The sequence below is a fragment of the Halocynthiibacter namhaensis genome (assembly GCF_000812685.1).
Taxonomy (GTDB): domain Bacteria; phylum Pseudomonadota; class Alphaproteobacteria; order Rhodobacterales; family Rhodobacteraceae; genus Halocynthiibacter; species Halocynthiibacter namhaensis.
The window spans coordinates 17,205-37,896 of record NZ_JWIF01000017.1 but is presented as its reverse complement, the minus strand read 5'-3'; the positions used below and the strand labels follow the sequence as shown (position 1 = coordinate 37,896).

The following is a 20,692-nucleotide window of genomic DNA, read 5'->3' as shown; positions in this document are numbered from 1 at the left end:
GCGCTCGACAATCCGAAGATGGGCTGGCACTAAGCCCATATGGAAACTTGGATCTGGATATCAATCGCCGCAGCGTTCTCGCAAAACCTGCGCTTCATGTTGCAAAAACATCTGAAGTCGACCTCGTTTTCGACGGCAGGGGCGACGTTCTCGCGGTTCATATTCTCCGCCCCATTGGTGTGTGTCTTGGTGGTGATCTATGCCAAGGTCAGCGGGCAGGTACTGCCTGTTATCCCTTCCAACTTTTGGCCCTATGCCCTAGCGGGTGGATTGTCACAGATCTTGGCGACGATGTGCGTGGTCGCATTATTTGCTGAACGCAATTTCGCGGTGGGTATTACATTCAAAAAGACCGAAGTGGTGCAAACCGCAATCGTGGGGTTTTTGGTGTTGGGCGAAACGGTGACCCAAGCCGGGTTATTCGCAATTGGGATTGGGTTCTGGGGCGTTATATTGTTGTCAGATCCGCCTAAGGGTGGCACCACGCATTGGAGCCAGCGGATCTTTAACAGGGCGTCAGGGCTTGGGCTTGGATCCGGTGTGTTGTTTGCATTTTCTGCCATCGGATATCGCGGGGCGTCCTTGTCGCTTGGTGTGGGTGATGTGGTGTTAAGCGCCGGTACGACATTGGCGCTTGTGGCCAGTTTCCAGGCAATAATCATGGCGATCTGGCTGGCAGCGCGTGAACGCGGTGAGATCTCAAAAGTTCTGCGCCATTGGCGGGTGGCTGGCCTTGTGGGCCTAACATCCATGATTGGCAGTTTTTGCTGGTTCGCGGCGTTCACATTGCAAAACGCGGCTTATGTCAAAGCGGTTGGGCAAATCGAGTTACTGTTTAGTTTTATCGCGGGCGTAGTGGTGTTTAAGGAAAAAACCAGCGCGCGAGAATTGATCGCGATGGGATTAATATCTGTATCGATTTTGCTGCTTATTGTGGTGATTTAGAGCTGCCGGGATCTCAGGCTCGCGTCGCGAATTTGTGCGTCCAACGGCCGAGAACCACCAAGACGTAGAAACAAGCTTTCCTCATCATCATTGCGGAAGAAGGGAACGCCAGGGTCACGTTTTTGACCGCTGAGCCGGGCGTGTAGTTCTGCCAAAACAACTTCGGTGATGAAGGGAAGATCAAAGTCGCGTGCATCGTTCAGGCGAATCCACTGCAATGAAGATAATTCGTCGCTGGCGTGGGAAAAATCATCTGGGTCACCTTGGATTGATGACGCATCAGCCATGAAAAAGCGTGCGTCAAAGCGGCGGGGACGGCCGGGCGGTGTAATAGCGCGAAAAACGAATTTCAGGGCGTCGCCAGCGGGCTGAAAACCTGATTCAGCATAGGTTCGCCAATCTTCCGGTGCAGGGGCAAGTTGGCCCGGCACCCCAAGGATCAGTCCCGTTTCTTCCCATAGCTCGCGGATCGCGGCAACTTGCAAAGCAGAGACCAATTTCGGATCAGCGTCCTCAGTCAAGCGGGCTTTGCAGTTGGCCGAGATTTCATTCGCCAGCGTGATGTCCGCATCCCCGGCATCAACCGCGCCGCCAGGAAAGACGAATTTATTGGGCATGAATGCGGCTTTTGCGCCGCGTTGGCCCATTAAGACCTGCGCATCGCCCGGCACCCCATTGGAAGTCTGGCGCACCAAAATTGTGGTTGAAGCGTTGCGAATTGCAGTCTTATCGATGCTCACGATCTGTTCCTTATGTCATCCGGCGTATCAGTCACCGAAGCCATGCATGCGTTTGGCCCATTGGTAGCCAACAACAATACCTTTAAATCTAGGGAGAAGATACAAGGATGCAGCGACACAGCCAACAGTAAATAGCGTCGCCAGTGTCAGGGGCTCGGGGCGGAAATTTTCATAGACCACAAGAATCAACGGTGCCATTAAGTGCCCCACAACGAGGATCGTTAGATAGGCGGGGCCATCATCTGCGCGATGATGTGATAGGTTCTCTTCACAATTCGGGCAGGTGTCGCGAACTTTCAGATAGCCTTTAAACATTGGGCCTGAGCCACAATTAGGGCAGCGGCGTCTCCATCCGCGCAGCAAAGTTGGCTTGATTTGGCGAGTTTCAGCCTGTGTTGCAGCGGTACCGTCGCTTGTCGAATGGGTCATTCGCGTTTCCTAACAGATTAATAAGCTAATGGGTCATATAGGCTATAGTCGCTGGAATAGCTAAGGTCGCCAATGTCGCAGGGGCTAGAAATTAATTTTGACTTTTAACGACGGAAATTCGGTGGGGCCGCGTTTTACCTTTGAAACGTCACAAGGCGTTGTTGAAATGAAAGGTTACGATATGAAACGTGCGACACAAAAACAGACTGCGACTGAACATGCGAAGATGATCCTGACGATGGGAGCCATCGCTGCGGGTTTGACACTGACATCCGTTGCGCCTGCGTTGTCTTCCGGTCATGGCGACGGCCAACGCCCGGCGATTGAATTTGAAGCGATCGATGCGGATGGTAATGGCGAAATCACCTCTGAGGAATTTGCAACCTTCCATGCGGCACGCAAGGCCGAGCGGTTTTCATCCGCGGACACCAACAGTGACGGCTTGCTGAGCGCCGAAGAATTGTCAGAAGCTGCAGGGAAGCGTGCATCACGTCGCACAACGCGCATGATTGAGCGTTTTGACGAAAACAACGATGGCCTGCTGTCGATGGATGAGATGCCCGAGCGTGGTGAAGGTCGTCGCGGTAAACGCGGTGGCGATCATGAAAGCATGATGGATCGTTTCGACGAGGACAACAATGGTACGATTTCGGTCGCTGAATTCGAAGCGGCGAAAGAGCATATGCAAAGCCGTCGCGGTCGGCATGGACACCACGGCGATAACTGATCTTGCTTCTTCCCCCAGCGCTGCTGGGGGAAGATTTGCACAGGTATTATGTACGGGTTAGCATCTAGGAATGACGATGCCGTTTGATTGCACAACACCGGAAGACGAAGCGATGCTGTTGGCCAAATTTGCCGCCGGTGACCGCACGGCTGCCCGTGTGTTAACACAGCGCTTTGCGCCGATCAGTTTGAGTTTTGCTATGCGCAAGATCGGCAATCGGTCTGTTGCGGAAGACATCGCGCAAGAGGCCTTATTGCGTCTTTGGAAGATCTCAGGTGATTGGGAAAAAGGGCGTGCACGGATTTCGACCTGGCTATATCAGGTGGTGTCAAATCTGTGTGTCGACTGGTATCGCAAGCAGAAAGAGACGGGCCAAGGCACAGATGATCTACCTGAACCCGCCACAGAATCTTCTGATGGTGCTGAGGCGAAGTTACAACACAACGCCCGCCTTTACGCGTTATATGACGCGCTTGGTAGATTGCCAGAACGTCAGAGATTGGCTGTAGAAATGCGCCATATTGAAGGTTATTCGAATCCCGAAATTGCTGCGGCACTTGGGGTTGGAGTTGAAGCCGTTGAAAGTTTAACGGCACGAGGAAAACGGGCGCTGGCCGCGCAATTGGTTGGCAAACAAGATGAACTGGGGTTCCGAGATGACTGACAAAACAGAAATAGCGTCGATCACAGATGAGGCTTTTCTTGACGATTTGTTTCAGTCTGCACGTTCAGTTGACTTGGACGACGCCCAGAATGATGGCTTCATGGCGCGAATGATGGCCGATGCGTTTGACGCCCAGGATGACCTGTTGGCGGTGCCGGAAACCACAGCAGCATCAGAATTGGCACCGCGCCGTTCGTGGTTGCGCGCATTTTCCGATGCGATCGGAGGCTGGCCTTCGTTTGCTGGAATGGCTGTTGCGACGTTGGCCGGCATTTGGATCGGTATGACCCCACCGGCGGGGCTGACGGATCTTGCGCCGCTTGCGTTGGCGGATACAGAAAGCACAGCTTTGGTCGAGGCATTTGGCTTCGCGACGGGTTTCGATAGTTTACAGGAGGAAGGATAATATGGCGAATGAAGCAGCAAAACCCGGTTCAGAGCGAGGCATGCGTCGTTGGATAAAACTAGTTTTCGCGCTTTCGCTGTCGCTGAACTTTCTCATTATTGCGGCCGTTGGTGCGATGGCTTGGCGTTGGAACGGACATGGCGATGATCGTGGGCGGCCGGGGGCTCAGGCGTTTACGCTTATTCGGGCACTTCCCGCTGATCGGCGTGCACAGTTGCGTACAAGCTTTGACCATGATCGCTCACGGGCTCAGATGAGCAGGCGCGAACACGCGGACATGCTGATGTCATTGTTGGAAGACGAAACTTTTGACGCAGTGGCATTTGAAGAACTTATCGCTATGCAACACAGGGATGGGGGGGACCGCATGCAACGTGGTGCAGCCGCACTTGCGTCAGTGATCTCTGAGATGTCGGATGCCGAACGTGCGACCTACGCGTCGGAGGTGAAACGCCTTACGGAACGTCGTCGCCGGCGGAAACACTAAGATTTACGCGGCGGTCAGGTTGAAGCTGACAGTGTTGCGCCCTTGGTTTTTGGAAGCATATAACGCCTGATCGGCGAGCATCATCAGGTTTTCGGGTTGATGTGAAACGCCGTCGTTTACCCCGCCTATCGATACGCCGATGGACAGCGTAACATGGATGGGCGGTACATCAGCGCCGATGACGACGGGGATTTCTTCTACCAAGCTGCGTATGCGTTCTGCGGCCAAGCGGGCTTGGTCCAAGTTGGTGTCAGGCATTGCCACTAGAAATTCTTCGCCACCGATGCGGGCCACAAGATCTACGTCTCGCATGTTTTCTTGCAGGCGTTTTGCAACACCACACAGCACTTTGTCACCCACTTGGTGCCCCCAAGTGTCATTCACCTGTTTGAAACGATCAATATCGAGCATCATCACCGCAAAAGGGTTGCCCGAATTATCGGCATGGTCGCTGATACGCGCCAAATGCGTGAAGGCATAACGGCGGTTAAATAGACCTGTCAGTGGGTCTTGCATGGCAAGACGCAGCCGATCACGAACAGAGTTGCGCAGTTGGTCAGAACGACGCTTGCGTGTGGCCAATGCATCAAGGCGCACCTTAAGTTCTTCCGCGTCAAATGTGCCCGCCATCAAATCATTTGCACCAAGATCTAAGGCAATGATGGCTTGTTGCTGGGCATTTGGGTGCAGCATCATGATGATGCCTGCGTGGCGCGTGGCGGCCCGTGACCGCAATTCAGAGAGCAGACGTAGCCCCCCATCTTGGCGCTCAAGGTCGCCAGGAATGATGAATATGTCGGGGGTTTGGTTTTCGGTTTTTTGGTGGTCGGTTGATTTTTTCGGTGTAGGCCAGGCCAAGGCGTCTTCCGGTGCAACGATGCGGATGCGGTGACGACATCCAGCGAGGCCAAGCGCGGTCTTCCATGAAACGGCATCCGGGCATCCGCCGATAAGGGCAACTTCTGCGGGTTTGATAAACACCGGGGGGGCCTCAGCGAAGCCAAGTTCACGTGACGTATCATCCCGCAAACGCAATTCCTTCTCTGTTTGGCGTGCGCGCAACAGGCTGCGCACCCGCGCGAGCAGTGTCATTTCATCGAAGGGCTTGGTGAGGTAATCTTCCGCGCCAGCACGCAATGCCGAGATCCGCGTTTCATGGTCAATTTGGGCAATGGCCATCACCACGGGGATGTCGCGGGTTATGGGATCGTTGCTGAGTCTTTCACAGATCTCAGTGCCGGAAATGTCGGGCAGATCATAATCTAAGATAATCAGGTCTGGGCGTTCACGCTGGGCCATCGACAGTGCATCTTGCCCGGTGCCCGCTTGCAAAACGTCATAGCAGGCACCAGTGAGACGGACCTTGAGCATGATGCGGTTGGTCGCAACATCGTCAACTATGAGGATCTGTCCTGCCATATTTCCCCCCTCGCTGGGTAGAATTGCCTGTTCTTCTGTTGTTAGCCAGAATACTTAAAAAATACTTTCACAAGGGTTAACGAAATGACGATGACGCGAGAATCAGCCGAGACGATTGGGTTGCAGATATTGGCTTGGATCGTGACAAACGACGACTTGCTGCCGACCTTCTTAGGGTCATCTGGTGCGTCTGAGGATGATTTGCGTCAACAGGCTGGAAACGCTGAGTTTTTAGGATCCGTTTTGGATTTTTTACTGATGGATGACGCTTGGATTAAGCAAGCCTGTGACGCGATCGGGGCGCCGTATGACGCCCTGATGCAAGCACGAATGGCCTTACCTGGTGGTGAAATGATTAACTGGACCTGATCAATTCACCAGATATGGGTAACCTCTTTTCCAGGTGATTCCTGTCATTATAGGTCAACTTCCAGCGTTCCACCGGGTTTCGCCGCCCGTGACTGGCAGAGGATCACTGAGGTTTCGCGGTCCTTATTCGAGAGCACGAAATCCCTGTGTTCGACCTCGCCTGCGATCAATCCGCATTTGCACACGCCGCAAAGACCGTCGGAACATTTCACGTCGATATGCACGCCTGCTGCTAAGATTGCGTCGGTGGGGGCTTCGTCGGCTTTCACCTCAACCACCTTGCCGGATTTTACAAGCTTCAATGTGAAGTCGTGATTTTCATACTCTGGCGCTTCGGGTACGGCGAAATATTCCAGATGGCGGTGATCTTCGGGGAAACCGCCAGCCTCGGCAGCCCCCATGACCGCAGCCATGTATACCTCTGGTCCACAGGTATAGGCGTGCATCCCATCGCGATATTGCAGCAAGGCGTTCAGATCTGCGCGTGTGTCTTCATCAGAGAAATGTAGATGTACACGGTCTGCCCAAGGCATATTGGCCAGATCATTCAGGAAACCGGCGTTATCACGTTTGGAACAGCTATAATGCAGGGTGAATTCCTTGCCCAACGCATGTAACCGATGTGCCATGGCGATCATCGGGGTAACGCCAATGCCGCCGCCCATCAGGAACGTGAAGCTGGCGCGCTCCTGCAAGGGGAAGTGGTTGATGGGTTTAGAGATGAAGACCTTGCGACCCTCTTCAAAGATCCGGTGCATCAGTTTAGAGCCACCGCGCCCTTCATCTTCACGCAATACGGCGATCTGATATTTGCTGCGATCCGCAGGGTCGCCGGAAAGGGAATATTGGCGGAAGAATTCTGGGGCGACGACCACGTCGATATGTGCGCCTGCGGTGACGGGCGGCATGTCTGATCCATCCGCCATCGAGAATTCATACTTGGTGACACCTGATGTCATCTTATCAACTTTGGACACGATCACTTGGATCACCGGCGCATCCATTTTATCTGCGGTATAGATGTGCTCGGGCGCGACGCCTTTGATGCGGCGGAGTTTATGTTCATCCGCTGAGACCATATCTTCATAGGCTTTGATGCCTGCTTCGCGATCCATTGGGAAGGGCCATCCCCAAGGCGGCGGCGCAAGCGGGGCAGGGTAGACCGCGAGGGTCTGGTCTTCATATTTCAGATCAATGTGTTTTTGCAATCCACGTGTGTTCACGGGGGCGGCGGGGGCTCGGTAGGCCCCATCATCGACCATCTCAAGATCCCACCACCACTTCTTACCGGGCACAATTTCGCCATTGCCAACGAAATCATCAAGTTTGGCGAGCATTTTGGCGGATCCCGGTGCGGCCATGGCAAGCTTGCGGAAGGGTTCTTCCTTAAACAGGCCCTCAAGGTTCCAGGGGCATGTCTTCATACAGCGGCCACACATGGCACCGTTTTTATTGGTCACGCGATAGGTCGTGCATTTCTGGCTGTCGGATTTCCAAATCTCATATCCGTTGAACATCAGCTTGGGGCCGGCTGTGATTGCGCCTGATGGGCATTCACGTGCACATTTGTTGCAGGCGTCACAGAATTTTTGCAGGCCGAAATCAATCGGCTTGTCATGGGTCATTGGCATGTTGGTGGTGACAATGCCTGATTTTAGGCGTGGCCCAAGGAATGGATTAAGGATCACTTCACCAATGCGGGACACCTCGCCCAACCCAGCAAGAAGCAACAGAGGCGGGTGCAGGACTTCGTCATCCATCACAGAATGTACACGCGCCGTGTATCCAAGGCGGCGAATGTGTTGGGCCAGCACGCCCCCAAGCAGGGAAAACCGCAGATAAGCACGCATGCTTTGTGCACATCCGATCCAATCATCCCCGGATGCGCCCTCCATTGTTTCATGGCCCTGATCGATGATCATGGATATTGCGTTTTGATGGTAGGGGGTGATGGTTTCGCCCGCGGCATCGTGGCTATAATAGGCGAAGTCTGGGCAGGCGGACAGACCACAGGCGTCAACCCCCAGCCAGTATAACGCGGCCTTGATGTTGGCGGCGTTGGTGTCTGGATTTAGTGTGGAAGGATGAACCGCATCAGCCTCGCCGTCTTGCAATAGGATGAACGCGCCAAGGGACGGGCGGAAGGCAAAGGCCGATGCGGATTTTCGCACGTAATTGCCATTTTTACCGGCGTCTTGCACGTTTTTACCCATGTCGCCGAACAGCCCACGCGCAAACATATTGGCACGTTTTGGTACACGCGCGACGTTGGCTGCGTCGATATAGGTGGTAGGGGTTTCGACACGTTTGAGGGTTTCAAAAGGGTGCGGGCCATCGCGGAACTCGCGTGATGCATAGGGGTCGCGGTTTTTGGCGCTTTTGGCTTGCTTTCCAAACCCCTTCGACCAGCTCATGCCGCCGGTTTGCCCAGCTTCAATAGGAAGATCAGTGGCCATGTCTAAGGTTGTGGTCACGACTGAAATTGTAAAATCAGTGCCGACGAAAGGGTTCACCACCTCGCCGCTGTCCATCGCAGCCAAACCGCTTTCAAGGGCGAGACGGTTCAGGTGAATATCTGTTGCAGCCACGGAATGAGCGCGGGCGTCGTGCCCCAAAGAGCGGATATAACTGGCGAGCGTTACAGCGGTTTCCATGCCGCGCAGGCAAGCGCGTTGTTCATGGGCGTCCTTGATCCAATCGCTGCCGGCCTCGGTTGCACGTGGGTCCCGTTGATGGTCGTAAAGCAAGACGATCGCGTGGGTGTGGTGCTGGCAATCCGGGTTTGGCGTGCGCAATGCTTCACGCAGACCGGCCATGATAACATCAACACCTGCGGCAAAGGTCTTGACTTGCATGGTCTCAAGTTTTTGCGCCAGGCGGTGCACGTCGGGGTTGGCGATGGGTGCTTCAAGCCAAGCATCTTTCGGGATCTCGCAAATGCCAGCCATAGCGGTGTCACAGAAATAGGCGAAAGATTTCATGTGGTTTGCGCGCTCCACAGCATCTGTCGGGATCTCAGCGATTTCCTTTTTGATCAGACCTTCGCGCGTTGCGTCCAGCATGGCCTGATATTCCTGCATCGCATTCACAATGGACAAAGGGTCCTCGGGGCGGCGGAAGGATAGGCCCATTTGCGAGGGCAATTCTGCGACCCCAGCAACTTTATCTACATGGGTCAACTTTTCCAGCGGGTAGGCACCTTGGTGGAATGGACGGTTTTTATAGGAAAAGAGCTTGCCCATGGACGTGGTCTCCGGCTGGCGAATGTGAAAGGGATCAGAGGCGTAGAAGCGGGTCGTCTTCATCCGCACGCAACTTGGTTAGAAGTACGCGCAAATTGGCACTTTCTTCCGGTGTTAGCTTATTGTTGAAATGGGCGGCGTTGTCGGCCGCATGGTCGCTGGACTGGGTCAACTTCTCATGCGCGGCCGGCGTCAGTTTTACCAGAGTGGTACGTTTATCTTTGTCGCCAGTAGCGCGATCAATAAGGCCTGCGGCCTCCATTTGGCGCAAGGCACGCGAGGTGGCGGTGCGATCGATACCCACAAAGTCGGCGATTTCTGAGGGTTGCGATAGCTTCTGCGGCCCGACCGCCAGAAGAATACACCATGTGATACGCGTCAGTCCGATTTCCTTCAGACGTGTTTCAAAGCCGCGTTCCAGCAGGCGCGCGGTTACGGACATTTGGTAGCCCAACGAGGCATGTAGGTCGTATGTGTCAATCATGTAGTTGACAATGTCAATTTGTTTGAGCCGCGTCAAGAATTTTCTGGCGTCTACGCTGGGCAGAGCCTAAGAATTTTGAAACAACACACCTAAAAGCGACGAAGGAGGCAACATGGCACGCGATATTGGGGCATTGCTATTCGATAAAGATGGAACGCTTTTCGATTTCGAAGGCACATGGGGGCAGTGGGCCGTGCGCGCGCTGGCTGAAATCACCGAAACGCCTGAGGCAGCGAAAGTGCTGGGCGACCACCTTGGTGTGGATTCGGTCTCCGGGAAGTTTCGAGCGGATTCCGTTGTGATTGCAGGCACGCCACATGAAATTGTGGCAGAGGTCCGGTTGGCTCGGCCCGATTTTGATGCGGGTGATCTGTACAACACCATCAATAGAATCGCGACAGAGGTTGTCCCAGTTGAAGTCACCCCTTTGCCCCCCTTGCTGAAGACTTTCCGTGATATGGGGATGAAATTGGGGGTCTGCACCAATGACACGCTGGAACCTGCATATGCGAATCTAAATCATGCGGGTGTGCGAGAGGATTTCGATATGATCCTTGGGTCAGATAGCGGCTATACCCCGAAACCTGCGCCAGATGGCTTGTTGGCATTCGCTAAACATGTCGGAGTTGATCCCACCCGCTGCGCCATGGTGGGTGACAGCCTGCATGATCTGCAATCAGGGCGTGCCGCTGGGATGGTCACAATCGCGGTTTTAACCGGTGTTGCGGAAACACCTGAGCTTGCCCCATTTGCGGATGTGGTTTTGCCCGATATCAGTCACATTCCGGCTTGGTTGGCACAAGACTGACCATCTGATTGCAAAAAACGACATTCTGCGTCGCTACTGGCGGGGCTTTGGCCCCGCCCACCGGGTTTCCTGTGGTCAACAGTTACATACGGAGCGCAAAATGGCAGATCCCAAACGTAGAAAACGGTCCGGTGGCCGCTCAGGCAACACACGGCGCGATGGTGCAGCCGTTGATCAGATGTCCTGGCGTCTCAATCAAAACACTGACCGTCCAACAGAACCCCTTGATCAAGATGGCGTGCAGGCAATCCACAACACAGCCATGCGTATCTTGGAAGAGATCGGGATTGAGTTTCTGAACAAAGAAGCCATTGAGATCTTTAAAGAAGCGGGCTGCAAGGTTGACGGTGAAAACGTTAAAATGGACCGTGAATGGGTTATGGAAATGCTGGCACATGCGCCAGCGGATTTCCACATCACGCCGCGTAACCCGGACCGCCAAATTCATATTGGTGGTAAGACGCTGTTGTTTGGCAACGTGTCTTCCCCGCCCAATTATTACGACATTGAACAAGGCCGCAAGACGCCAGGCACGCGTGAGCAATGCGCTAACTTGTTGAAACTGACCCAGTATTTCAACTGTATTCACTTCGCTGGCGGCTATCCTGTGGAACCGGTCGATGTGCACGCCTCTGTGCGCCACCTTGATGTGGTGCAGGACAAGCTCATGCTGACCGATAAGGTTGTGCATGCCTATTGCCTTGGCAAGGAACGCGTCGAAGATGTGATGGAAATGGTGCGTATCGCCGGTGGCATGACGGATGAGGAATTCGAATCCAAGCCGCATATGTACACCAACATCAACTCGACTTCGCCCTTGAAGCATGACGAACCGATGATTGATGGGTGTTTGCGTCTTGCACGTCGTGGTCAAGCGATCTTTGTGACACCGTTTACGCTTGCTGGCGCGATGGCCCCTGTGACCATGGCGGGCGCAGTGGCGCAATCCATCGCCGAAGCCCTGGCTGCGATCGTGTTGTTCCAATATGTGCGCCCGGGCACGTCCTGCGTGATTGGGACATTCACATCAAACGTGGACATGAAATCCGGCGCACCTGCCTTTGGCACACCTGAATACATGCGTGCGACGCAGATGACCGGCCAGATGGCGCGGTTCTATAAACTGCCGATGCGGGCATCTGGGTCTTGTGCAGCAAACGTGCCCGATGGTCAGGCGATGTGGGAAACCTCAAACGCGCTTTGGTCTGCGGTGCAGTCCGGGACGAACGTCGTATATCACGCGGCGGGTTGGCTGGAGGGTGGCTTGATTGCAAGCCCTGAGAAATTCATCATGGATTGCGAAGTCATCCAGATGATTCAACGTTACATGGAGCCCGCGATTACTGGGGTTGCTGATGGCGATTTGGCGTTTGATGCGATCAAAGAAGTCGGCTCTGGCGGGCATTTCTTTGGCATTGAACACACACAAGAACGTTATGAAACCGCGTTTTATCAGCCGTTTGTTTCGGATTGGCGCAACTTTGAAGCTTGGGAGGCGACAGGTGGCGTTTGGACCGCAGAGCGCGCGCATCACACCTATAAACGCATCTTAGAAGAATTCGAGGCTCCGACAATGGATCAATCCTATGCGGAAGAGCTGAACGAATTTGTAGAGCGTCGTAAGTCTGAAGGTGGCGCTCCCACTGATTTCTAGGATAATTTCCGTAAGCGAATTTCAATGGAAGGGCCGCATTTTGTGGCCCTTCTTTCATGTATTTTGCGCGTTACAGTTCCCAGAAAGAAGATAGTTCAACCTTTATAGACCCCTGATAATTAAGGCGATTGTTAACGGTTACCTGCCAACCTGCCTGTCAGAGAAAAGGGGTTTTCCATGCATGGTCTGATTAATAGATCTATTCAATGTTTCACGCGTGACACCTACGGTGATCAAGTGTGGGAACAGGCGGTTGAACGCGCTCAAACCGGTCACGCCGGATTTGAAGCGATGCTAACATATGACGATGATATTACGTATCAATTTCTGGATGCTCTGGCCGCTGTTTTGAACCGTTCGCGCCAAGAAGTAATGGAAGATATTGGCACATATTTGGTGAGTCATGAAAAAGTGGGTGCCGTGCGTCGGCTCTTGCGGTTTAGCGGCGTCACTTTCGCCGATTTTTTACATTCTCTTGATGAGCTACATGATCGAGTGCGCATGGCGGTTCCCGATTTGCATATTCCCCAGCTCAGTTTGCGTGAACATGCTTCTGGTCAATTCAGCTTGCGCTGTCATTGGGATCACCCGGATTTTGGATATGTGGTTATGGGCCTGTTACGCGGCATGGCAGATGACTATGGGGCTCTTGTTTTTATGGATCACCAAGGCACGCAGGGTGCGGATGAGTTGATTTCAATCGAGGTGGTCGAAGCGGATTTTGCTGAAGGACGTTCCTTCATGCTTGGCAATGAGGAGGAGGCCCTACATGGCTGAAGTTGAAAACACGGATATCGCACGGATGCCTGGTATCATAGGTGGCGAAGCGCTGGATATTCTGATGCCAATGAATGCACTGATTGACGAAACTGGCCATTTTTCGCATGTCGGGCCAACGTTGCAAAAAGTCTTTGGCGGCAAGCCGCTGCTGGGCCGTCGCTTCCTAGAGGTTTTTGAGATTCGGCGCCCTGGTTCGATAACAAGTATCGAAACTTTGCGTCAATGCGCGGGATCTGTTCTGCACCTAAATTTTCGCAATGATTCTGTTGGCCGTTTCAAGGCGGTGGTGGTGCCTTGCGGGGGCAACAACCACCTGGCGTTCAACATGTCCTTTGGAATTTCAGTGATCGATGCAGTCCATCATTATAATTTGACCAGTGCGGATTTCGAAGCAACAAACTTGGCCGTTGAAATGTTGTATTTGGTCGAGGCTAAAACGGCAGTGTTGGATGAATTGCGCCAATTGAATGTACGTCTTGATGGTGCGCGGGTGATGGCTGAAGAACAGGCGACGACTGATATGTTGACCGGGCTTGGGAACCGCCGTGCGATGGATCTTTGTTTGTCTGACATGATGGATCGCAAAGAACGTTTCGGCCTCATGCATATTGACCTCGATTATTTCAAGGATGTGAATGACACGCTTGGCCATGCCGCTGGGGACTTTGTCTTAACTCGGGTGGCAGAAATTTTGCGCGATGAAACCCGCGAAGGGGACACTGTCGCACGGGCAGGCGGAGACGAATTCGTGCTGATTTTCCCGAAATTGACGAACACGGAACGCTTGAATGACATTGCGCATCGAATTATCTCGAAATTGGAGATCCCAATTGAATTTGAAGGGGATGTATGCCGCATTTCGGGTTCTGTTGGGACAACTGTTTCTGATTTTTATAAATCCCCGAACGCTGAACGGATGCTCGCGGATGCAGATGTCGCGCTATATGCATCTAAACATAAGGGGCGGGCACAGGCGACGGTTTGGTCTGAACATTTAGCGGCTGCCACCCAAAATGAAATGGCGAACGCTCCGCCATCTCGGGACACCCGGCATTGAACAAGGTTTCTTGTATCGTGGGTGATTAAGGGAGTGAATTGGCCGATCAAGAAAATACGGCCCCTTGCAGCCAGGCGTGGTCGATACTAAGACTCTGTTAAGACATTGGCTTTATCGATCAAATGACAGAAGCAGGCAGGTACAGATGAACGATCCACACGAATTCTACATGAATACACTCGTCCCAATGGTTGTTGAACAGACAGCCCGCGGTGAACGCGCATATGATATTTTCTCGCGTCTACTGAAAGAACGCATTATTTTCCTTTCAGGTCCGGTACATGACGGCATGTCCAGCCTGATTGTGGCGCAGCTTTTGCACCTAGAAGCAGAAAATCCCACAAAAGAGATTTCAATGTATATCAACAGCCCTGGTGGTGTTGTGACATCGGGCTTGTCGATCTACGATACGATGCAGTACATTAAACCAAAAGTATCAACGCTTTGCGTTGGTCAAGCGGCATCTATGGGGTCCCTTCTTCTGGCCGCCGGTGCGCCGGGGATGCGTTATTCCCTGCCTAATTCACGTGTCATGGTGCACCAACCATCCGGTGGCTATCAGGGGCAGGCGACGGATATAATGATCCACGCCCAGGAGACACAAAAGCTTAAAGATCGTTTGAACGCGATCTATGTGAAACACACTGGTCAAAAGATGAAATCTGTCGTGGATGCACTTGAGCGTGACAACTTTATGTCTGCTGAAGATGCCAAAGACTGGGGTTTGATTGATGAAATCGTGGAAAACCGCGACAAATCGGAAGATTAACCCTGATCTCAGGATCACCATTTTGTGGTGATTTTGCGATTGTAGAAGCTAGAGGGGTGCCCTAAACTCAGGGGAAGGGCGCTCCGGTACTGCGCAAATGTTCATCCGGGGCTCAAAAGGGCCGCAGCGGGGCAAAGGCTCCAGAGGATTAAAATGGCGAATACTTCAGGTAACGACAGCAAAAATACTCTCTATTGTTCGTTTTGCGGCAAAAGCCAGCATGAGGTGCGCAAGCTGATCGCCGGACCAACGGTTTTCATTTGTGACGAATGCGTCGAACTTTGCATGGATATCATCCGCGAAGAAACTAAATCTGCGGGATTGAAATCTTCGGAAGGGGTTCCGACACCCCAAGAAATTTGCGGAGTTTTGGACGATTATGTGATCGGTCAAGCGCATGCGAAACGCGTGCTTTCTGTGGCGGTTCACAACCATTATAAGCGTTTGAACCATGTCAGCGAAAATGGCTCTGATATTGAATTGGCCAAATCAAACATCATGCTAATTGGGCCTACCGGTTGTGGTAAGACGCTTTTGGCACAAACGCTTGCACGTATTCTGGACGTGCCGTTCACGATGGCCGACGCGACCTCATTGACGGAAGCCGGTTATGTTGGCGAAGATGTGGAAAACATCATTCTGAAGCTGTTACAGGCGTCAGAGTACAATGTAGAACGCGCGCAACGCGGCATCGTTTATATCGATGAAGTTGATAAAATCACCCGCAAGTCCGACAATCCGTCGATCACACGTGATGTATCTGGCGAAGGCGTGCAGCAAGCGTTGTTGAAAATTATGGAAGGCACGGTTGCGTCTGTTCCACCTCAAGGTGGGCGCAAACATCCGCAACAGGAATTCCTTCAAGTCGACACGACAAACATCCTGTTCATCTGTGGTGGCGCATTTGCAGGGCTTGATAAGATTATCGCGCAGCGTGGCAAAGGGTCTGCAATGGGCTTTGGTGCGGATGTTCGTGAAGAGAATGAAAAATCTGTTGGCGATTATTTCAAAGAGCTGGAACCAGAAGATCTGTTGAAGTTCGGTCTGATTCCCGAGTTTGTCGGTCGCTTGCCTGTGATCGCCACACTCGAAGATTTGGACGAAGATGCGCTGGTTACGATTTTGACGAAGCCGAAGAACGCGTTGATCAAACAATATCAGCGTTTGTTCGAAATCGAAGAAGCGGAACTCAAGTTCACCGATGACGCATTAACGGCCATCGCAAAGCGTGCGATTGAACGTAAAACTGGTGCGCGTGGCCTGCGGTCTATCATGGAAGATATCCTGCTGGACACCATGTTTGACCTTCCGGGTCTTGATAGCGTGGATGAGGTGGTCGTGAACGAGGAGGCCGTTACATCTGATGCGGCGCCGCTTTTGGTTCACGGTGAACCAAAAGAATCCCAGGAAGAGCCGGTTAGCGCTGGATGATCTTAGATCATAATCACAAACATATGCCCCGCGCACGGAAGTGTTGCGGGGCATTTTATTTTAGAGGGGCCTCATGACGGAAAAATCGCAAATCATTCACATCAGCTCAGGATCAACATTTGAAGAATCTGTAAGTTATTCGCGGGCTGTGATCGCTGACGGTTGGGCTTTTGTCTCAGGGACCACGGGGATGGATTACGCAACCATGACCCTTCCAGACAGCGTAGAAGCGCAATGTCAGAACACAATCGACAACATCGCCAATGCGTTGACACAAGCAGGGACCAGCTTGGATCATGTGGTTCGCGTGCGCTATATTCTACCGAATGCTACTGATTTCGAACCATGTTGGCCGATTTTACGCGCAGCTTTTGCAATCGCGAAACCTGCTGCAACGATGTATGTCGCCGGTTTGATTGATCCCAGAATGAAGATTGAAATCGAAGTTACAGCGCGGATGCCGTAATGCCGCCAATATGCGCGAAAAATGCAAAGACACTGGACCTCAGCCCGCGCTTGGTCCATATGAAGAAGAACATTTTCCGGAGGGCACAATGCGCTTTATTCTTTCGCTTCTCACTTGGTGGCGTGGTCAGACCATCGGCTTTCAACTTTTCACATGGCGCAAAGGCGTGCGTGTTGGAGAAGATGAGCAGGGCAACGTTTACTATCGCACTCAAGACGATAAACGTCGCTGGGTGATGTATGCCGGCGAACCTGAGGCATCTAAAGTAAATCCGGATTGGCACGGTTGGCTTCACTTTACGTGGAATGAGACCCCTGAGGACAAGCCTCTGGCGCATAAACCTTGGGAAAAAGATCATCAGGAAAATTTGACCGGCACTGCGATGGCCTATGCGCCATCTGGTTCGATTCGTCAGGTGCGCCCCGCGGACCGTCGTGATTACGAAGCTTGGTCACCCGAATAAACGTTGCTTAAGTAAGGTCTTCAGTCATGTCTGAAAATAAGTCCGAAATTTTGGCGGGTGGTATTGTATTGGCCGCTGCTGCGGGTTTCTTGTTCTATATGGGGCAGGTGGCCGGTGTGTCTGCTGGATCCGGTGGGAACTATGATTTGACCGCCAGCTTCCGGTCCGCTGAAGGAATCAGCGTCGGGACAGACGTGCGCTTGGCCGGTGTGAAAATCGGCACCGTAACGGGCATGTCTTTGAATGCCGAAACCTACCGTGCGGATATTGATATTTCTGTATTAAATCATGTTGAGTTGTCTGAAGACACTTCAATCCTGATTTCCTCCGAAGGCCTGCTGGGGGGGAACTTTGTGGAGCTTGTGCCCGGTGGATCGCCAATCAACCTCGAAGCTGGGGGCGAGATCGAAGACACGCAGGGTTCCGTCAGCTTGATTTCTTTGTTGGTTAAATTCGTTGCCGGAGACAGTGGCGCATGAAAAAGCGTTTGCTTCTTGGGGTTCTTTGTTTGGGCCTTGCGACGGGGGCTGTCGCCCAGGATGCGACATTGGGTCAGGGCGGCGTGCTGCGCGGACTTGATAAGGTCAACGGGAACCTTACGGACATTGAGCTGAACAATGGCGCAAGCGCTGAATTCGGTCGTCTTAAGGTCACATTGGAAGAATGCCGTTTCCCGACAGGAAACCCATCGGGGGACGCTTGGGCGTATCTTAACATCCTTGATTCGCGTGATGATGAAGAACTGTTTGCAGGGTGGATGGTTGCCTCATCCCCGGCATTGAACGCTTTAGACCACCCGCGTTATGACGTTTGGGTGCTGCGTTGCAGAACAGAAGCCGTCGCCGGCGCATCTGAATAAGCTAAAAAATCTGCATCGATGTCCAAGGCAGCATTTAGCTGTTGATGGTATTGTGCGCGTGGAATTTCTTTCCCACCCATGCTGGCGAGATGTTCGGTGATGAATTGTGTATCAAGCAGGGTAAATCCGCAGCGTTTTAAATGTGCAACGAGATAGGCCAGCGCAACCTTAGATCCGTTCACATGGCGCGAGAACATGCTTTCGCCGAAGAATGCCCCCCCAAGGGTCACGCCATATGCGCCCCCAATCAGGTCGCGATCCTGATAAACTTCAATAGAGTGGGCATAGCCGAAGTCGTGAAGCTCAATATAGAGCGCCCTGATGGTGTCGTTGATCCAAGTCTCGTCGCGATCCGCGCAATGATCTAAGACTGCTGCAAAATCGCTGTTCAAGCGCACAGAAAGCCCCGCTTTGCGGATGTGTTTTTTCAAACTTTTGGAAATATGGAAATCATCGAGGGGAATTACCCCGCGAAGGCGTGGATCGACCCAGAAAAGTTCCGGATCATCCTTGCTTTCGGACATTGGAAATACGCCATTCGCATATGCGTTCAGCAGGATTTGCGCGGTGATCTCTTCTGACATTTAGGCCCGCTCCTGTGCGGGGCGGGCCGGTAAGGCCTTAGCCCAAGTTTTCTTCAAGCCATTTTTCCAGCCAGTGGATGTTGTAATTGCCAGACAATACGTCGGGCTCTTCCAGCAGGGCGTGGAACAGAGGGATCGTGGTGTCAACGCCGTCGATGATCAGTTCGCCCAAGGCGCGTTTAAGGCGTGCTAAGGCTTCTGGACGATCACGCCCATGTACAATCAGTTTGCCAATCAAACTGTCGTAATAAGGCGGGATTGTATAGCCGGTATAAAGGGCCGAATCCATCCGAACACCCAAACCACCAGGCGCGTGATACGCGGTGACTTTACCTGGACAAGGCGAGAAGTTTGGCAGCTTTTCAGCATTGATGCGCACTTCGATTGAATGCCCGTCCAACACCAGATCTTCTTGTGTGAAGGACATCGGTTCACCCGCAGCAACCAGCAGCTGTTCACGCACCAAATCTTGGCGGTAAATGCTTTCTGTGACCGGATGTTCCACCTGCAAACGCGTGTTCATTTCGATGAAATAGAACTCGCCATTTTCGTACAGGAATTCGATTGTACCAGCACCGGTATAGTTGATACCCGCCACAGCCTTGGCACAGGTCTCACCGATCTGATTGCGTAGTTCTGGGGTGATGTTCGGGCCGGGGGCTTCTTCGAAAACCTTTTGGTGACGGCGTTGTAGGGAACAATCACGTTCGCCCAAATGAACTGCATAGCCTTTGCCATCGCCAAAGACCTGAACCTCAATGTGACTTGGGGTGGTCAGATATTTCTCAATGTAAACTTCGTCGTTGCCGAAAACGGATTTGCCTTCTGAACGTGCGGTGCGGAAAGCAACCTCAAGATCATCGGCGGTTTTCGCAAGCTTCATGCCACGACCACCACCACCAGCGGTCGCTTTGATGATGACGGGATAGCCCATGTCATCTGCGATCTTTTTGGCGGTCTCATAGTCGGGAACACCACCATCAGAACCAGGCACACAGGGCACGCCAAGCTTTTTCATGGTGTCTTTCGCGGTGATCTTGTCACCCATCATGCGAATATGTGCCGCAGTTGGGCCAATGAACGCGATGTCGTGATCTTCAAGCGCTTGAACAAAGTCAGCGTTTTCCGACAAGAAACCGTAACCCGGATGAATGGCTTCGGCCCCGGTAACTTCGCAGGCAGCAATGAGGGACGAAACAGAAAGATAGCTGTCCGTGCCGGGGGGGGGGCCAATACAGATTGCTTCATCCGCCATACGCACATGCATTGCATCTGCATCGGCCGTGGAATGGACAGCAACAGTGGCGACGCCCATTTCGCGGGCTGCTCGGATCACGCGCAGAGCGATTTCGCCCCGGTTTGCGATCAGGATTTTCTTAAACATGCCGGGCCCGCCTTATTCGACGACCATCAACGGCGCGCCAAATTCAACCGCATCACCATCAGAGACAAGAATACGTTTAACGGTGCCGGAGTGGGGCGCAGGGATGTGGTTCATTGTTTTCATGGCTTCAACGATCATCAAAGTATCGCCTTCAGAAACCTGTTGGCCAACGGTCACGAATGGGGCAGCACCTGGCTCAGCTGCCAGATATGAGGTGCCAACCATCGGAGAGGTAACTGCACCAGGCAAGCTTGCTGGATCGGCTTCGGCTGCTGGAGTTGCGGCGGCTGGGGCCGGCGCGGCAACTGGGGCCGCTGCCAAAGGTGCAGCTGGTGCTGCGTATTGTGCAACAACTTGTTGTGCACCACGGCTTACGCGCACGTTCAGACTGTCATGATCGCCATATTCGCGCTTCACTTGAAGTTCGTTCAAGTCGTTCTCTTCAAGCAATTCTGCCAATGCGCGGATGAATTCAACGTCTGTCTTGTGTTTATCTTGTGTCATCGGTGTCCCCGGTTGTTCTTC

At 52.8% G+C, this 20,692-nt stretch carries 24 protein-coding genes; 16 read left to right on the top strand and 8 right to left on the bottom strand.

Features of this window, described 5'->3' with window-relative positions; genetic code table 11:
- Positions 1–39 precede the first annotated feature (39 nt).
- The gene (locus RJ38_RS03455; protein WP_039017500.1) at positions 40–945 is read left to right on the top strand and encodes a DMT family transporter; all 906 of its coding nucleotides are present in this window, start codon (positions 40–42) and stop codon (positions 943–945) included.
- Here the strand turns inward: RJ38_RS03455 and RJ38_RS03450 are convergent.
- Positions 942–1,685, bottom strand: coding sequence for an NUDIX hydrolase (locus RJ38_RS03450; RefSeq protein WP_052245165.1), 744 nt, complete (start codon positions 1,683–1,685; stop codon positions 942–944). The genes RJ38_RS03455 and RJ38_RS03450 overlap by 4 nt on opposite strands.
- A 27-nt stretch (positions 1,686–1,712) precedes the next feature.
- The gene (locus tag RJ38_RS03445) at positions 1,713–2,114 is read right to left on the bottom strand and encodes a DUF983 domain-containing protein (protein ID WP_039017499.1); all 402 of its coding nucleotides are present in this window, start codon (positions 2,112–2,114) and stop codon (positions 1,713–1,715) included.
- A 97-nt stretch (positions 2,115–2,211) separates the two neighbouring features.
- Here RJ38_RS03445 and RJ38_RS03440 point away from each other — a divergent pair, with 97 nt between their 5' ends.
- From RJ38_RS03440 to RJ38_RS03425, 4 genes are all read left to right on the top strand, one after another.
- Positions 2,212–2,841 carry an EF-hand domain-containing protein gene (locus tag RJ38_RS03440; protein WP_156121735.1) on the top strand — a complete coding sequence of 210 codons (630 nt, stop codon included), beginning with the start codon at positions 2,212–2,214 and terminating at the stop codon, positions 2,839–2,841.
- A 70-nt stretch (positions 2,842–2,911) separates the two neighbouring features.
- Complete coding sequence (locus RJ38_RS03435) at positions 2,912–3,505, top strand: sigma-70 family RNA polymerase sigma factor (RefSeq protein ID WP_039017498.1); 594 nt, start codon at positions 2,912–2,914, stop codon at positions 3,503–3,505.
- Entirely contained in the window at positions 3,498–3,911 is a 414-nt protein-coding gene (locus RJ38_RS03430; protein WP_052245163.1) for a hypothetical protein, read from the top strand. The genes RJ38_RS03435 and RJ38_RS03430 overlap by 8 nt, the downstream gene beginning before the upstream one ends.
- 1 nt (position 3,912) lies before the next feature.
- Entirely contained in the window at positions 3,913–4,398 is a 486-nt protein-coding gene (locus tag RJ38_RS03425; protein ID WP_039017497.1) for a periplasmic heavy metal sensor, read from the top strand.
- 3 nt (positions 4,399–4,401) lie between these two features.
- Here the strand turns inward: RJ38_RS03425 and RJ38_RS03420 are convergent, their stop codons facing one another.
- The gene (locus RJ38_RS03420; protein ID WP_039017496.1) at positions 4,402–5,817 is read right to left on the bottom strand and encodes a diguanylate cyclase domain-containing protein; all 1,416 of its coding nucleotides are present in this window, start codon (positions 5,815–5,817) and stop codon (positions 4,402–4,404) included.
- A gap of 84 nt (positions 5,818–5,901) precedes the next feature.
- Between RJ38_RS03420 and RJ38_RS03415 the strand changes: the two genes are divergently transcribed.
- Complete coding sequence (locus RJ38_RS03415; protein ID WP_039017495.1) at positions 5,902–6,186, top strand: DUF3572 domain-containing protein; 285 nt, start codon at positions 5,902–5,904, stop codon at positions 6,184–6,186.
- A 47-nt stretch (positions 6,187–6,233) separates the two neighbouring features.
- On the opposite strand, the gene RJ38_RS03410 is transcribed toward RJ38_RS03415, so the two are convergent.
- Complete coding sequence (locus tag RJ38_RS03410; RefSeq protein WP_039017494.1) at positions 6,234–9,428, bottom strand: reductive dehalogenase; 3,195 nt, start codon at positions 9,426–9,428, stop codon at positions 6,234–6,236.
- Positions 9,429–9,462: 34 nt separating this feature from the next.
- A complete protein-coding gene (locus RJ38_RS03405; protein ID WP_039017526.1) occupies positions 9,463–9,912 on the bottom strand; it encodes a MarR family winged helix-turn-helix transcriptional regulator in 450 nt (149 codons plus the stop codon).
- Between the two features lie 112 nt (positions 9,913–10,024).
- On the opposite strand from RJ38_RS03405, the gene RJ38_RS03400 reads away from it, so the two are divergent.
- The 10 genes from RJ38_RS03400 to RJ38_RS03355 all read left to right on the top strand — a co-directional run bounded on the left by RJ38_RS03400 (position 10,025) and on the right by RJ38_RS03355 (position 18,199).
- A complete protein-coding gene (locus RJ38_RS03400; protein WP_039017493.1) occupies positions 10,025–10,720 on the top strand; it encodes an HAD family hydrolase in 696 nt (231 codons plus the stop codon).
- 100 nt (positions 10,721–10,820) lie between these two features.
- On the top strand, positions 10,821–12,374 hold the full coding sequence (locus tag RJ38_RS03395) for a trimethylamine methyltransferase family protein (RefSeq protein ID WP_039017492.1): 1,554 nt from the start codon (positions 10,821–10,823) through the stop codon (positions 12,372–12,374).
- 177 nt (positions 12,375–12,551) lie between these two features.
- Entirely contained in the window at positions 12,552–13,151 is a 600-nt protein-coding gene (locus tag RJ38_RS03390) for a heme NO-binding domain-containing protein (protein WP_039017491.1), read from the top strand.
- On the top strand, positions 13,144–14,211 hold the full coding sequence (locus RJ38_RS03385; RefSeq protein ID WP_238321635.1) for a GGDEF domain-containing protein: 1,068 nt from the start codon (positions 13,144–13,146) through the stop codon (positions 14,209–14,211). Before RJ38_RS03390 ends, RJ38_RS03385 begins: the two co-directional genes overlap by 8 nt.
- 145 nt (positions 14,212–14,356) lie before the next feature.
- A complete protein-coding gene (locus RJ38_RS03380) occupies positions 14,357–14,980 on the top strand; it encodes an ATP-dependent Clp protease proteolytic subunit (protein WP_039017490.1) in 624 nt (207 codons plus the stop codon).
- Between the two features lie 153 nt (positions 14,981–15,133).
- Complete coding sequence (clpX, locus tag RJ38_RS03375) at positions 15,134–16,411, top strand: ATP-dependent Clp protease ATP-binding subunit ClpX (RefSeq protein ID WP_039017489.1); 1,278 nt, start codon at positions 15,134–15,136, stop codon at positions 16,409–16,411.
- 73 nt (positions 16,412–16,484) lie between these two features.
- Positions 16,485–16,877 carry a RidA family protein gene (locus RJ38_RS03370; protein WP_039017488.1) on the top strand — a complete coding sequence of 131 codons (393 nt, stop codon included), beginning with the start codon at positions 16,485–16,487 and terminating at the stop codon, positions 16,875–16,877.
- An 88-nt stretch (positions 16,878–16,965) separates the two neighbouring features.
- On the top strand, positions 16,966–17,340 hold the full coding sequence (locus RJ38_RS03365) for an NADH:ubiquinone oxidoreductase subunit NDUFA12 (RefSeq protein ID WP_039017524.1): 375 nt from the start codon (positions 16,966–16,968) through the stop codon (positions 17,338–17,340).
- A 26-nt stretch (positions 17,341–17,366) separates the two neighbouring features.
- Positions 17,367–17,819 (top strand): outer membrane lipid asymmetry maintenance protein MlaD, encoded by a 453-nt coding sequence (mlaD, locus tag RJ38_RS03360; RefSeq protein WP_039017487.1) that lies wholly within the window; start codon positions 17,367–17,369, stop codon positions 17,817–17,819.
- A complete protein-coding gene (locus RJ38_RS03355; protein ID WP_039017486.1) occupies positions 17,816–18,199 on the top strand; it encodes a DUF2155 domain-containing protein in 384 nt (127 codons plus the stop codon). Before mlaD ends, RJ38_RS03355 begins: the two co-directional genes overlap by 4 nt.
- Here RJ38_RS03355 and aat read toward each other — a convergent pair.
- From aat to accB, 3 genes are read right to left on the bottom strand one after another with little or no spacing between them, the layout of a single operon-like run.
- Positions 18,142–18,783 (bottom strand): leucyl/phenylalanyl-tRNA--protein transferase, encoded by a 642-nt coding sequence (gene aat, locus RJ38_RS03350; RefSeq protein WP_039017485.1) that lies wholly within the window; start codon positions 18,781–18,783, stop codon positions 18,142–18,144. The two genes, RJ38_RS03355 and aat, sit on opposite strands and share 58 nt — an antisense overlap.
- A 37-nt stretch (positions 18,784–18,820) precedes the next feature.
- Positions 18,821–20,167 carry an acetyl-CoA carboxylase biotin carboxylase subunit gene (accC, locus tag RJ38_RS03345; protein WP_039017484.1) on the bottom strand — a complete coding sequence of 449 codons (1,347 nt, stop codon included), beginning with the start codon at positions 20,165–20,167 and terminating at the stop codon, positions 18,821–18,823.
- A 12-nt stretch (positions 20,168–20,179) separates the two neighbouring features.
- A complete protein-coding gene (gene accB / locus RJ38_RS03340) occupies positions 20,180–20,671 on the bottom strand; it encodes an acetyl-CoA carboxylase biotin carboxyl carrier protein (protein WP_039017483.1) in 492 nt (163 codons plus the stop codon).
- Between the last annotated feature and the right edge of the window lie 21 nt (positions 20,672–20,692).